The sequence below is a fragment of the Rahnella victoriana genome (assembly GCF_021276285.1).
GTDB lineage: Bacteria > Pseudomonadota > Gammaproteobacteria > Enterobacterales > Enterobacteriaceae > Rahnella > Rahnella victoriana.
The window spans coordinates 3,052,829-3,067,076 of sequence record NZ_CP089919.1 but is presented as its reverse complement, the minus strand read 5'-3'; the positions used below and the strand labels follow the sequence as shown (position 1 = coordinate 3,067,076).

Sequence of the window (14,248 nt, the reverse complement as noted above, 5' to 3'; positions counted from 1 at the left end):
TAACCATTGATGTTACGGCTCTGAGAGCGGGATAAATTTGAATTCAGAATACACTATTGTTGCGGTTTCTATAAAAAAGGGCATAACAAATGTTATGCCCTTTTGTTATCTGACTAAGAAGACTTATTCTTCTTCGTCATCTGCTGGCTGATCGTCTTCACTTTCTGCGTCGTCTGGCAGGTCAGCCGCTTGTGCTGCTTCCAGTTCGCCCGCTTCGGTGGCTACGCCATCCAGTTCTTCGTCTTCTACCGGTTCTGCAACACGTTGCAGACCCACCACGTTTTCGTCGTCTGCGGTACGGATCAGCGTCACACCCTGGGTGTTACGGCCAACAGTACTCACTTCGGAAACGCGGGTACGCACCAGGGTGCCGGCATCGGTGATCATCATGATCTGATCGGCTTCATCCACCTGGATCGCGCCAATAACCGGTCCGTTACGCTCGCTCACTTTGATCGAGATAACGCCCTGCGTTGCACGGGATTTGGTTGGGTATTCGGTCGATTCAGTACGTTTACCGAAACCGTTCTGCGTCACAGTCAGAATACACCCGTCGCCGCGTGGGATGATCAACGACACAACGCTGTCGCCTTCGCCCAGACGGATACCGCGTACACCGGTCGCCGTACGGCCCATCGAGCGGACCGCTTCTTCAGAGAAGCGCACCACTTTACCGGCAGCAGAGAACAGCATGACTTCGTCTTTACCGTCAGTCAGGTCAACACCAATCAGCTCATCACCCTCGTTAAGGTTGATGGCGATGATGCCAGCGCTGCGTGGACGGCTGAAATCAGTCAGGGCGGTTTTCTTCACGGTACCGCTGGCGGTCGCCATGAACACATGACGGCCTTCTTCGTACTCGCGTACTGGCAGAATGGCGGTAATACGTTCGTTCGGCTCAAGCGGCAACAGGTTGACGATAGGACGGCCACGGGCACCGCGGCTGGCTTCCGGCAACTGATAGACTTTCATCCAGTACAGACGTCCGCGACTTGAGAACATCAGAATGGTGTCGTGGGTGTTGGCCACCAGCAGACGATCGATAAAGTCTTCTTCTTTGATGCGTGCTGCTGACTTACCTTTACCGCCGCGACGCTGCGCTTCGTAATCGGTCAGAGGCTGGTATTTCACGTAGCCCTGATGCGACAAGGTCACCACAACGTCTTCCTGATTGATCAGGTCTTCGATGTTGATGTCAGACGTATTGGCCGTAATTTCGGTACGACGCGGATCGTTATACTGATCGCGGATCGCTTCCAGTTCTTCACGAATGACTTCCATCAGACGTTCAGGGTTGGACAGGATGAACAGCAGCTCGGCGATTTGTACCAGCAGCTCTTTGTATTCATCCAGCAGTTTTTCATGCTCAAGGCCGGTCAGTTTCTGCAGACGCAGATCCAGAATGGCCTGCGCCTGTTGTTCAGTCAGGAAGTATTTTTCATCGTGAATACCAAACTGCGGCTCCAGCCATTCAGGACGGGCTGCATCGTCACCGGCACTTGCCAGCATCGCGGCAACGTTGCCCAGATCCCATGAACGCGCCACCAGGCCCGCTTTCGCTTCAGCCGGCGTCGGTGCAGCACGGATCAGTTCAATGATCGGGTCGATGTTTGCCAGCGCGATGGCCAGTGCTTCGAGGATATGAGCACGGTCGCGGGCTTTACGCAGTTCGAAAATGGTACGGCGTGTCACCACTTCACGGCGGTGGCGGACGAAGGCAGACAGGATTTCTTTCAGGCCGAGAATTTTCGGCTGACCCTGATGCAGTGCCACCATGTTGATACCGAAAGAGGTCTGCAACTGGGTCAGGGAATACAGGTTGTTCAGCACCACTTCGCCGACCGCATCGCGTTTGATCTCAATGACAATACGCATGCCGTCTTTATCAGACTCATCGCGCAGGGCACTGATCCCTTCAACACGTTTTTCTTTCACCAGCTCGGCGATCTTTTCGATCAGACGGGCTTTGTTCACCTGATACGGGATCTCGTGAACAATGATGGTTTCGCGACCGGTTTTCGCATCGGCTTCCACTTCCGCGCGGGCGCGGATGTAAATCTTGCCACGACCGGTACGGTAAGCTTCTTCGATGCCGCGACGACCGTTGATGATCGCCGCCGTCGGGAAGTCCGGCCCCGGGATGTGTTCCATCAGCCCTTCAATGCTGATGTTTTCATCTTCAATGTACGCCAGACAGCCGTTGATCACCTCGGTGAGGTTATGCGGCGGAATGTTGGTCGCCATACCGACCGCGATACCTGACGAGCCGTTGACCAGCAGGTTAGGAATTCGGGTTGGCATCACAGAAGGAATTTGTTCGGTGCCGTCATAGTTAGGCACGAAATCGACAGTTTCTTTTTCTAAGTCTGCCAGCAGTTCGTGAGCAATTTTTGACATGCGGATTTCGGTGTAACGCATGGCGGCGGCGGAGTCGCCATCCACCGAACCGAAGTTACCCTGGCCGTCCACCAGCATATAGCGAAGTGAGAAAGGCTGAGCCATACGAACAATGGTGTCATACACCGCGGTATCACCGTGCGGGTGATATTTACCGATAACGTCACCGACCACACGGGCCGATTTTTTGTAGGCTTTATTCCAGTCGTTACCGAGGACATTCATTGCGAAAAGTACGCGGCGGTGCACCGGTTTCAAACCATCGCGCACATCTGGTAACGCACGTCCGACAATAACGGACATCGCATAATCCAAATAAGAGTTTTTCAGCTCTTCTTCGATGTTAATCGGTGTGATTTCTCTGGCAAGGTCGCTCATGGAGCTGCTATCCCTCTACTGATTATTCATGGCCGCTGCCCACGTAGGCATATATAGCGCAAAGGTGTAAAACTATACCACAAACCAGCCAAACGTGGAAAACAACCGCCCCCTTTTGCGTACTATTATCCAACGCGTTTCAAACCTTTGCGCAAACGGCTGCATTTCGTATAAACATTAACCAGAACCACAAAACTGCGCCAAAGCAGATGGAATATGTATAATCCGCTAATCAAGTTATAAGGAGTTCATCACGCTCATGGCAACCACACCGTCCTCAGCAACACAAAACATCGACCACGAAGAAATCGCCAAGTTTGAGGCCGTCGCCTCGCGCTGGTGGGATCTGGAAGGCGAATTCAAACCGCTGCACCGTATCAATCCGCTGCGTCTGAACTACATTCTCGAACGCGCCGATGGCCTGTTCGGCAAGAACGTGCTGGATGTCGGGTGCGGTGGCGGCATTTTGAGTGAGAGCATGGCGGTAGCAGGTGCGAATGTTACCGGTCTAGACATGGGCGGTGAGCCATTACAGGTGGCACGTTTACATGCGCTGGAAAGTGGCGTGAAAGTGGATTACGTACAGGAAACGGTAGAATCTCATGCCGACGCACATCCGCAGCAATATGATGTGGTGACCTGCATGGAAATGCTCGAGCACGTGCCGGATCCGGCTTCTGTGGTTGCCGCCTGTGCGCGTCTGGTGAAACCGGGAGGTCACGTGTTTTTCTCCACCATCAACCGCAATAACAAAGCCTGGCTGATGGCGATTTTCGGCGCAGAATACGTGCTGAAGATGGTGCCGAAAGGTACGCACGACATCAAAAAATTCATCAAGCCTTCTGAATTGCTGGGTATGATCGACCGCACCTCGCTGTTTGAACGTCATATTATGGGGCTGCATTACAACCCGCTGACGGATCACTTTAAGCTCGGGCCAAATGTAGATGTGAACTACATGATCCACACGCAGGCCCTGTAAAACACGGCCAGCAAAAAAGGGTGACAGATCCGTCTGTCACCCTTTTTTTATGCTTTCTTTCCGGCCGTTTTACCAGCGGACAGTCAACCCGACTGAGCCTTCGGTTTGCGAAAAATCATCCGACCCTTTTTGCTGTCCGATTTTGCCCCAGACGGTGGTATTCGCGCCAAGGTTGCCGCTGATACCGGCACTCAGTTCCGCGCTGTCTTTTGCCGTGTTATCGCTAAAACTCACACCGTCGACATTCAGGGAGGTCTGCGCACTGTTATGGCGGTAGCTGGCGTCGACGAAAGGTTTGATATGCAGCGTTTTGCCCGGATGAATATCCCATTCGCTGCGTAAACCCACTCGCGTCTGGATATTGTCATCACCCGCCTGTGCCACTTTTGACTGACTGGCCGAGGTGAAATCCTTCTGTTTCACGCCCTGATAAATCACCTGCGCCTGCGGTTGCAGGGTCCAGTTCCACTGATCTCCCTGCATCAGGGTGAAACGGTAACCCCCTTCCAGTGAGGCCAGAAGACCGGAGGAGTGATAATTATCGTCGCCCGTGCCGTCTTCGCTGACGCTGTTATCAAACCAGGCATATTGCAGCCAGCTGTCGAGATAGGCTCCCTGATGCGCCTGCGCATCCTGATACCAGGCACCGGTCAGCCCCACGGCGTAACCCTGACTGTCATTGTCGGATTTACGTCCGGTCAGCACGCTGGTGCTGTCGCCGCTGTTATGACTGTAGCCCGCCACCACACCCGCCAGTAACTCGCCATTGCCCGCAGAGTGTTGCAGGAAATTGGCGCTGAGTTGCGCCACCGACGTGTCGTTGTGGCTGTCAATCTGATTGCCAAAGGTGGCGCTGTCGCGCGCGGTATCCACGCGCAATTTCAGGTGGTCGTGATCAGCACCGGCATGATCCTGCGCCGTCATACTGAAGACGTTATTGGCGATGCGCAGGTTACTCATATAGCCGCCCATTTTAGGGTTCAGCACCGGGGTGAAATCATCCCCGCCAGAGGCTGGCTCAGGTTGTGGCTGCGGTTCTGGCTGTGGCTGGACATCAGGATCGGGCTGAGGTTGGGGTTCAGGCTGCGGATCGGGTTTTACCACCTGCGAACGCAGATACCAATCCTGATTATCCTGCACCAGCGAATAGTCGTACGCACCCATATTGATATATTGCTGACCACTGGCCAGATGGAAATCTGCCGCATTCTGGAAGCTTTGCGGGTCGGCAACAAAATCGACGACTTTAATGCCGGTTTGCGTGGCCTGCCCGATACCGCCGACCGGCACAATCGCCAGCGCGGTATCACCGGAAGTATTGCCGTTGAGGATCAGTTGGTCGGTAGCCGACGTATCGCCATTCATTTCCGTTTCCAGCACCACAGTACCACCGCCGGTGTAATCACCGTTAACCGTCAGCGTATCGCCCGCGGCGCCGTTTTGCAGACTGGCGGTTCCCGCGCTGTTATCCAGATTGCCATTCACCGTGACACCGGCCAGATAGGTTAAGGCATCAAGGGACATATTGGTGTTCAGTGAGCCTTGCAGACTCATGCCGGACGTGGCGTTGACCAGCGTGCCGTCCGTATCCGCAAACAGGCTGGCATCCAGCGCCGCAGAAGTGTCCTGATGGGTCAGCATCAGCTGCGTACCCCCGGAAATCACCACCGTCCCGCCGGAGGTCACATCGAGGCTTTGCACCTGCTGATCCAGCCCGGTTTCAAAAGTGGCCTGGTCGCCGACATACAGGGAAGACGCGCTGGCGAGGATATTTTCCGCCCCGCCCTGTAAGGTGCCCTGCTCGACACGGACAGCGGAATGGCAGCTGCCTGAATCATTGAGTATCAGCGTACCGTTACCGGTTTTGGTGAACGTGCTGTTAACGTCGGCCTGCGAGCCGGTGCTGTCAGCCGTTAAGCCGCCCCATTGCGTGGTCACGCCGTCGTCCACCAGCATCGACCCAGATGCCCGCATTTCAATGTCCCGCGCCTTACCGGTCTGTGCTGATGTGGTATCGACCTGCCCGCTGCCATCCGCTGGTGCGGAAACTTCAAGCGTACTGGCTTGTGCAGGGTCGGTAAAAATCACCTGACGGTTATACGCCTCATCGCCCAACTGAGAGTTAGCGGTGATCTGCAAGGTGCCGGAAGCAATTTGCGTGGTGCCCAGATAGGTATTGTTATCCGCCAGCGTGACACGTCCGTTTCCGGCATCAATTACCGCATACACGCCGCCCTCAACGTGATAGCCGCTGCCTGCCCCGAGCGTGACCAGATCATCATTACCGATCACCGTACCGCCGGAGCCTGCGATCGCCAGGCCATCATTTACCTGATTCGTTTCGCCGTTAAACGTCGTCATATCGGATAAATCCAGCACACCGCCGTTCAACAAAATAGATTGTGGGTCTGCCTGCAACATCGCTAAATCGTCAGCATTACCTTCCAGACTGAGAACGGCATTCTGTTCGACGATGATGTCGCCCTCCAGCCCCATAGACTGCGCGCCGGTCAGGGTGAAACTGCCGTTTTCTGCCACGGTCAGGTCGCCAGCCCCGGTGGTTGTCCCCGCCATGTAGCCACTATTAACAATGACATTACCGCCAGCATCAATATTCAATGTGCTGTTCTCATGCCCCATGAAGGCATTTTTAAAAGTCTGCTGCGTGCTGCCCACGTTCAGTATTGCCGTGTCATTCGCATACTTATCGTTACCTAACACAATCCCGTGACAGGTATCTGCCGCCTCCTGACAGTTGGTGTCGCCGACATTGATCAGCGTGTCATCACGTCCAAGCGTGACCGTGCCCTCTAAAATGTCGAATACGCCGGTAAAACTGCTGTTATCAGCATTAAGTACCAGCTCACCAGCACCGCGTTTGAAAATAGCGCCGTAACCAGCAATCGAATCGTACGCACCGTCGTTGGCAGTATTGCCGATGATCAGGGTTTTATCTGCGGCAATATCAAAATCGGCTTCACTGTGACCGAGGTACATGAAACCACCGCCTGCGGCGTCGGGGTCATTGCCATAGTTGTAGGCGACGTTGTCGTGGTAGTACGCCACACCGTCGTTATCTTCATAATTTTCATCAATTTTTATGTCGACCAGGAATGGCGTAGACGCGCTGCTGGTGTAGATGGCTCCGCCTTCTCCCTCCGCCTGATTACCGGTAAATTCGCTGTTGGTGACAAACATACTGCCGTGGGAGTCGGACGTATTGTCCGTCGCGTCGATCGCGCCGCCACTGCCATTACCCGAACTGGCGCTTTTACTGGTTTTCGCCTGATTATTCTCAAATAACACATTCGTCAGCTGAACTTTATTATTAAGAGAATAAATCGCACCGCCTTTCCCCTCGCTGGAAATGTTCCCTGAAAACACGGCATTAGTGATGGCAAGATCAACATCGCCTTCATCATTAGTGCCATTCATATATATTGCGCCGCCGTAATCATGCGCAACGTTATCAATGAACAGGGTATTTTCTAAATATACTGTTGAGTTTTCTTTCGCAAAAATCGCACCGCCGTTTCCCGAACTGCTGTTTCCGGTAAATACGCTGTAACCGGTGGTGCTCTCAGGAATAATCTCCAGCGAGGTACCGTTACTCAGCCTGAGCGCGCCCCCCGAGCCATTGGTCGCCTTCAACCCTGAAAACTGCATGTCAGCGCCGTCGGCGATGAGGTAGGTATTTAGAACTTTGTCATCCAGTGTGGTGGTGCTGGTCACACTGCAACTTTCATTGATGTGCGTGCCTGAACAGGCCGGGAGGGTTTCTGCAAACGCAACGTCTGCCAATGGCAGTAAATTAAAGGCTAAAAATAAACACACTGTAATTTTATTGAATACCATCGACATTTTATTCCCGCACTGGTTAAAGACGGGCGAAGGTAATACAGGCGAGTGAGAGAGACGACTTAATGATAAGTTTAGAATATATAAATGACTCAATATATTCATGATATGTATTTATAAAATCACTGGTTTTCTCAGGACTGCCTGTTTAAGAAAGTGTGATAAAAAAAGAGAAAAATGATGCGCGCAAGGCTGACGGTGAGCGGCTTCCTGCTGACTGATAACGCCAAATCGCCAGCGGATGCAAGCGCTTTTTTTAGCCGGTTTGGGCGAATTTGCGTTAGGGGACGGGCGGCCGGGCGTTAAAACCTTAGTTTTTAGCGCGTTGGTGAGCGGGGGCGGCTTAACATGATTTTTTAGAATAGTTATCCAGATCAATATAGCGTTTTTTTCTAACGTTTAATAAACCGGCAGTCGATCACCTTTCATAAAAATATAAGAAAATCGTATCTCAGATATTGACAGGTTTGTCGCGCCAGCAATGACGGACTCCTCAGGCGGAAGCTGAAAATTTCTCCCCAACTTATCCACAAATCTGCCCGTTTTGTTCACTTGCAAAAGGGTCATTCAGTCACTATCTTGTCATCAGAAAATAACAAACCCACAATATATTGTGTTTATATCCTGACCAGCACACTAGGGACCTCTTGTGCTGTCGCCCGTGTTTTACGCGGCCAGGTCAGACCCTTTATAAACCTTTAAGGTATCGCACCCAATGAACCAAAGTCTGCTTGTTACTAAACGTGATGGCCGCACAGAACGCATCAACCTTGATAAAATCCACCGTGTCATTGACTGGGCAGCGGAAGGTCTTCAAAACGTATCAGTTTCTCAAGTAGAACTCCGTTCACACATCCAGTTCTATGACGGGATCAAAACCGCTGACATTCACGAAACCATCATTAAAGCAGCGGCTGATCTGATCTCTAAAGATGCCCCGGACTATCAATATCTGGCGGCGCGTCTGGCGATCTTCCACCTGCGTAAAAAAGCCTACGGCCAGTTTGAACCGCCAAAACTGATCGACCAGGTCACCCGCATGGTTGAAATGGGTAAATACGACAAACATCTGCTGGAAGACTACACGGCTGAAGAGTTCGAGCAGATGGACAGTTTTATTGACCACTGGCGTGACATGAACTTCTCCTACGCTGCCGTTAAGCAGCTGGAAGGCAAATATCTGGCGCAGAACCGTGTCACCGGCGATATCTACGAAAGCGCGCAGTTCCTCTACATTCTGGTCGCGGCCTGCCTGTTCTCCGGCTACCCGCGTGAGACCCGTCTGGACTACATCAAACGTTTCTACGACGCGATTTCGACCTTCAAGATTTCCCTGCCTACGCCAATCATGTCCGGCGTGCGCACCCCAACCCGTCAGTTCAGCTCCTGCGTACTGATCGAATGTGGCGACAGCCTGGATTCCATTAACGCGACCTCCAGCGCCATCGTGAAATACGTTTCCCAGCGTGCCGGTATCGGCATCAACGCCGGTCGCATCCGTGCACTGGGCAGCCCGATCCGTGGCGGCGAAGCGTTCCACACCGGTTGTATCCCGTTCTACAAGCATTTCCAGACAGCCGTGAAATCCTGCTCTCAGGGCGGCGTTCGTGGTGGTGCGGCGACATTGTTCTACCCGATGTGGCATCTGGAAGTTGAAAGCCTGCTGGTGCTGAAAAACAACCGTGGTGTGGAAGGCAACCGCGTCCGTCATATGGACTACGGCGTGCAGATCAACAAACTGATGTATCAGCGTCTGGTGAAAGGCGGCGACATTACCCTGTTCAGCCCGTCTGACGTGCCTGGCCTGTACGATGCATTCTTTGCCGATCAGGACGAGTTCGAGCGTCTGTACGAGAAATACGAGCAGGACGCCAGCATCCGTAAGCAGAAAGTGAAAGCGGTTGAGCTGTTCTCGCTGATGATGCAGGAACGTGCCTCCACCGGCCGTATCTACATTCAGCACGTTGACCACTGCAACACCCACAGCCCGTTTGATCCGGCTATTGCGCCCGTCCGCCAGTCCAACCTGTGTCTGGAAATCGCGCTGCCAACCAAACCGCTGGATGACGTAAATGACGAAAACGGCGAAATCGCGCTGTGTACGCTGTCTGCTTTCAACCTCGGTGCCATCGAGAGCCTCGACGATCTGGAAGAGCTGGCAGTGCTGGCGGTTCGCGCCCTCGACGCCCTGCTCGATTATCAGGATTACCCGATCAAAGCCGCGAAACGCGGTGCGATGGGCCGTCGTACGCTGGGTATCGGCGTGATTAACTACGCGTACTATCTGGCGAAAAACGGCGTGCGTTATTCCGACGGCAGCGCCAATAACCTGACGCACAAAACCTTTGAAGCCATTCAGTATTACCTGCTGAAAGCCTCCAACGAGCTGGCGAAAGAACAAGGCGCGTGTCAGTGGTTCAACGAAACCACCTATTCACAAGGCATCATGCCGGTGGACACTTACAAGAAAGATCTGGATGCGATTTGCGATGAGCCGCTGCATCTGGACTGGAATACGCTGCGTGAAAACATCAAAACCCACGGCCTGCGTAACTCCACGCTGTCCGCGCTGATGCCTTCCGAGACCTCTTCGCAGATCTCCAACGCCACCAACGGTATCGAGCCACCACGCGGCCACATCAGCATCAAAGCGTCGAAAGACGGGATCCTGCGTCAGGTGGTGCCGGAATATGAGCGTCTGAAAGATCAGTACGAACTCCTGTGGGATATGCCGAACAACGACGGTTACCTGCAACTGGTTGGCGTGATGCAGAAATTCATCGACCAGGCGATTTCGTCCAACACCAACTATGACCCGTCGCGCTTCCCGAACAGCAAAGTGCCGATGAAACAGTTGTTGAAAGACTTGCTGACGGCCTACAAATTTGGCGTGAAAACTCTGTATTATCAGAACACCCGCGACGGGGCTGATGATGTGCAGGAAGACATGAAAGCCGAAGTGGCTGACGACTGCGAAAGCGGCGCCTGCAAAATCTAACCGTCTGTTTTAACTAAAAACTATTATTCAAAACCCCCGTCAGGGGGTTTTTGCCGAGCATTCCGAGGAAGTTAACGTCATGGCTTACAGTACTTTTTCCCAGAATAAAAACGATCAGCTTCTTGAGCCAATGTTCTTTGGCCAGTCGGTTAACGTTGCCCGTTTCGACCAGCAGAAGCATGAAATCTTTGAAAAACTGATCGAAAAGCAACTGTCCTTCTTCTGGCGTCCGGAAGAGATTGATGTTTCCCGCGACCGTATCGATTTTCAGGCGCTGCCGGAACATGAAAAACACATCTTCCTGAGCAACCTGAAATACCAGACCCTGCTGGATTCCATTCAAGGCCGCAGCCCGAACGTGGCGCTGTTGCCGCTGATCTCCATTCCTGAGCTGGAAACCTGGGTCGAAACCTGGGCGTTTTCAGAAACCATTCACTCACGTTCTTACACGCACATTATCCGTAACATCGTGAACGATCCGGCGATTGTGTTTGACGATATCGTGACTAACGAAGAAATCCTCAAGCGCGCGAAAGACATCTCCGGTTATTACGACACGCTGATTGAGATGACCAGCTACTATCATCTGCTGGGCGAAGGCACTCATCAGGTCAACGGCAAAACTGTCGTGGTGAACCTGCGTGAGCTGAAGAAAAAACTCTACATCTGTCTGATGAGCGTCAACGCGCTGGAAGCCGTCCGTTTTTACGTCAGCTTCGCCTGTTCCTTTGCGTTCGCCGAACGTGAACTGATGGAAGGCAACGCGAAAATCATCAAGATGATTGCCCGTGACGAAGCCCTGCATCTGACCGGGACTCAGCATGCGCTGAACCTGTTGCGTTCAGGTCAGGACGACCCGGAAATGGCAGAAATCGCGCAGGAATGTCAGCAGGAATGTCATGACCTGTTCGTGCTTGCCGCGCAGCAGGAAAAAGACTGGGCAGAATACCTGTTCAAAGACGGTTCGATGATCGGCCTGAACAAAGACATTCTGTGTCAGTACGTGGAATACATCACCAATATCCGTATGCAGGCGGTAGGTCTGGACGCGCCGTTCAAAACCCGCTCAAACCCGATCCCGTGGATCAACGCCTGGCTGGTGTCTGATAACGTGCAGGTTGCCCCGCAGGAAGTGGAAGTCAGCTCCTATCTGGTGGGTCAGATTGATTCTGAAGTTCACGCCGATGACCTGAGTGATTTCGAGCTGTAAATGACCGACAGAACCATCACACTTTCAGCAAACGGCCAGCAACTGGCCTGCAAAGCCGGACACCGGAATTTGCTGGAAGTGTTTGAACATCATCAGGTTGAAGTGGAATACCAGTGCCGTGAAGGTTATTGCGGATCCTGCCGGATGAAGCTCATCAACGGTGAAGTCACTTACAGTGAAAAACCGCTGGCTTTTATCTCCGACGGCGAGATCTTGCCGTGTTGTTGCATGCCGGTCGGGGATATTGAGATTGCGTTTTAGTCTTTACGCCTCCCCCTGCGAAGGGGGAGGACGGGAGGGGGTTTTAAGGGCTGACATCTCATCAAAGCCAATCTCAACTCTTTGATTTTGCTTTAATACCCCACCCCAGCCCTCCCCTTCGCAGGGGAGGGAGCTAAAGCTAAACCTTAGCAACGCGATCCAACCACGGATAATCCGCCACCGGTTCCCACCCGTTCAGGTAACGCCTGAGAAGATCCATCGCCACCATTGCTATCGTCTCCTGACGTAATGCCAGACCGTGACGCGTCGCAGTGTAACGAATGGTTAATCCGCTGGTGCCGGATGGCGTGTGCAGTGCCAGACTCAATTCCTCACCAGACAGCGCCCCGACGGCCAGCGCCAGTTGTGCGCCGGTAGTTTCTGCCAGATTTTGCGCGCGTGCCAGCAGGCATTCGAGGGATTTCTCTGGTGAGGCTTCGTCGCCCTGTGGCAATAACTCGCCGTTGACCAGCGGAACCCCGGCGCTTTGCAGACGCCAGTTCAGCAGGCCGCCGGTGAAACTTTCACTGACCGCCAGACGCAAATCCTGCGCCAGCAGGCGTTCAGCCAGACGATCCGGCAGGCTGCCCAGCCCTTCAAAAATAGTGCTCTCCCCCGCCACTTCCCGCACGCGTTCGAAGGCTTTGTGCATCGCCGCTTCCTGAGAACGCGGGCCGGTGACTTTCAGTTCGATAATCGGTGAGGAAGAGCGGTAACCCATCACCACGCCTTCCGGCAGTTCGAGTTTATCCAGCTCGGTGGCGAGATCACTTTCGCCGCGTCCGAAGGTGGTCAGGCGCAGACATAACGGGGCTTCCAGCGCCGGAAACTGTTTATGCAGACGCGGAACGATTTGCTGCTCCACCATCACTTTGAATTCAGAAGGTACGCCCGGCGTGAAGAAGATCTGACAGCGGTTAAGTTTCACGCTGAAGCCGCAGGCGGTGCCGACCGGATTATCCAGCAGTTCGGCATTGGCCGGGATCTGCGCCTGCTTGCGGTTGGAATCGGCCATCGGACGGCCACGCTCATTGAAGAACGCCTGCATGGTGGCAATCCAGCCCGCGTCTTCCACTAGTTCGACGCCGCAGGCTTTTGCCGCCGCCAGCGCGCTGAGATCATCCGTCGTTGGCCCTAAACCACCGTTGACGATCAGCACATCGGCGATATGGCTGCGTTCTTTAAGCACAGCCACCAGCGCGTCCAGACTGTCGCCCACGGTTTCGCGGCTGGTCATCGGTAAACCTTGCTCAAATAGATAATTCGCCAGCCATGCCGAATTGGTATCCACAATCTGGCCGTGCAGCACTTCATCACCCGTACTCAGCATCTCAACCCTAAGCATCCCGTTCTCCTTCTGTTTTTTTGTCATTCCACTGTAGAAAGCCTGAAGCAGAAACACAATCTCCCTATGGCAGAAAACAAAAAGGCCCGCACGAATGCGAGCCTCCGGATTTTGCTTCAGACAAAATCAGAAATTAATCGCGCCACCGAGGTATGCGCCGTCGGCCACCACGTTGTCGCGGTTGCCGTCTTTGCCATCCATCGCCATGTAGCGGTAACCCACGCTCACGGTAACCAGTGGGATCGCCGTCAGACGAATACCGGCGTTGGCTTCTTCATAGTTAGCAATGCCGCTGGACAGGGAATCCGGGGAATAGTAGTAGTCACCGTACAGGGTGAACATTTTGGCGATAGGCAGTTGCAGACCACCGCCAACAGCAACCGCATAACCTTCGTCGCCGTCTTTCGGATTGGTGTACAGGCCTTTACCGCCCACGGTCGCCATAAACGGACCCAGCGGAATGTTGTAGCCTAATCCTAAACCTGCCACATCACCGTCGTCATCGTTATGGGTGTAATCACCGCTCAATGCCAGCCCCGGAGAAGTGGTACCGAAGCCCACGCCCAGATGAGTGTAATGTTCACCAACTTCACCGTTAACACTGATCGCGTTCGCAGAGGCAGCAGCGAACATCAGGCTGGCGGCAGCGCCAGCGACAAGGATCTTTTTCATTATTTTTCCCAAATAATAGCTAAACGACATTAAATCTTCCGCACGAAGTCTAAAGCAATTCACTCTGTCGTAACAACTTTTTGGAACTTTAAGCATTCATCTGAGCAGTGAAAATTGTAAGAAACATCGATTTCATTGATGAAATGA

General features: G+C 53.3%; 8 protein-coding genes. 4 read left to right on the top strand and 4 right to left on the bottom strand.

Features of this window, described 5'->3' with window-relative positions; all coding sequences use genetic code 11:
* Positions 1-123 precede the first annotated feature (123 nt).
* Entirely contained in the window at positions 124-2,775 is a 2,652-nt protein-coding gene (gene gyrA, locus J9880_RS14270; protein ID WP_095922817.1) for a DNA topoisomerase (ATP-hydrolyzing) subunit A, read from the bottom strand.
* Positions 2,776-3,034: 259 nt separating this feature from the next.
* Here gyrA and ubiG point away from each other — a divergent pair, with 259 nt between their 5' ends.
* Positions 3,035-3,757 (top strand): bifunctional 2-polyprenyl-6-hydroxyphenol methylase/3-demethylubiquinol 3-O-methyltransferase UbiG, encoded by a 723-nt coding sequence (gene ubiG, locus J9880_RS14265; protein ID WP_232769505.1) that lies wholly within the window; start codon positions 3,035-3,037, stop codon positions 3,755-3,757.
* Positions 3,758-3,826: 69 nt separating this feature from the next.
* Here ubiG and yfaL read toward each other — a convergent pair whose 3' ends face one another.
* On the bottom strand, positions 3,827-7,612 hold the full coding sequence (gene yfaL, locus J9880_RS14260; RefSeq protein ID WP_408637237.1) for an AIDA-I family autotransporter adhesin YfaL/EhaC: 3,786 nt from the start codon (positions 7,610-7,612) through the stop codon (positions 3,827-3,829).
* Positions 7,613-8,330: 718 nt separating this feature from the next.
* Here yfaL and nrdA point away from each other — a divergent pair.
* From nrdA to yfaE, 3 genes are all read left to right on the top strand, one after another.
* Positions 8,331-10,613: a class 1a ribonucleoside-diphosphate reductase subunit alpha gene (gene nrdA / locus J9880_RS14255; RefSeq protein WP_095922819.1), complete on the top strand. Its 2,283-nt coding sequence runs from the start codon at positions 8,331-8,333 to the stop codon at positions 10,611-10,613.
* A gap of 79 nt (positions 10,614-10,692) precedes the next feature.
* A complete protein-coding gene (gene nrdB / locus J9880_RS14250) occupies positions 10,693-11,823 on the top strand; it encodes a class Ia ribonucleoside-diphosphate reductase subunit beta (RefSeq protein ID WP_095922820.1) in 1,131 nt (376 codons plus the stop codon).
* Entirely contained in the window at positions 11,824-12,084 is a 261-nt protein-coding gene (yfaE, locus tag J9880_RS14245) for a class I ribonucleotide reductase maintenance protein YfaE (protein ID WP_095922821.1), read from the top strand.
* A gap of 139 nt (positions 12,085-12,223) precedes the next feature.
* Here yfaE and J9880_RS14240 read toward each other — a convergent pair whose 3' ends face one another.
* Both J9880_RS14240 and J9880_RS14235 read right to left on the bottom strand, forming a co-directional pair.
* Positions 12,224-13,429, bottom strand: a complete 1,206-nt coding sequence (locus tag J9880_RS14240) for a nicotinamide mononucleotide deamidase-related protein YfaY (RefSeq protein ID WP_131692960.1) — start codon at positions 13,427-13,429, stop codon at positions 12,224-12,226.
* 126 nt (positions 13,430-13,555) lie between these two features.
* Positions 13,556-14,101, bottom strand: coding sequence for a YfaZ family outer membrane protein (locus tag J9880_RS14235; protein ID WP_095922823.1), 546 nt, complete (start codon positions 14,099-14,101; stop codon positions 13,556-13,558).
* Positions 14,102-14,248: the final 147 nt, after the last annotated feature.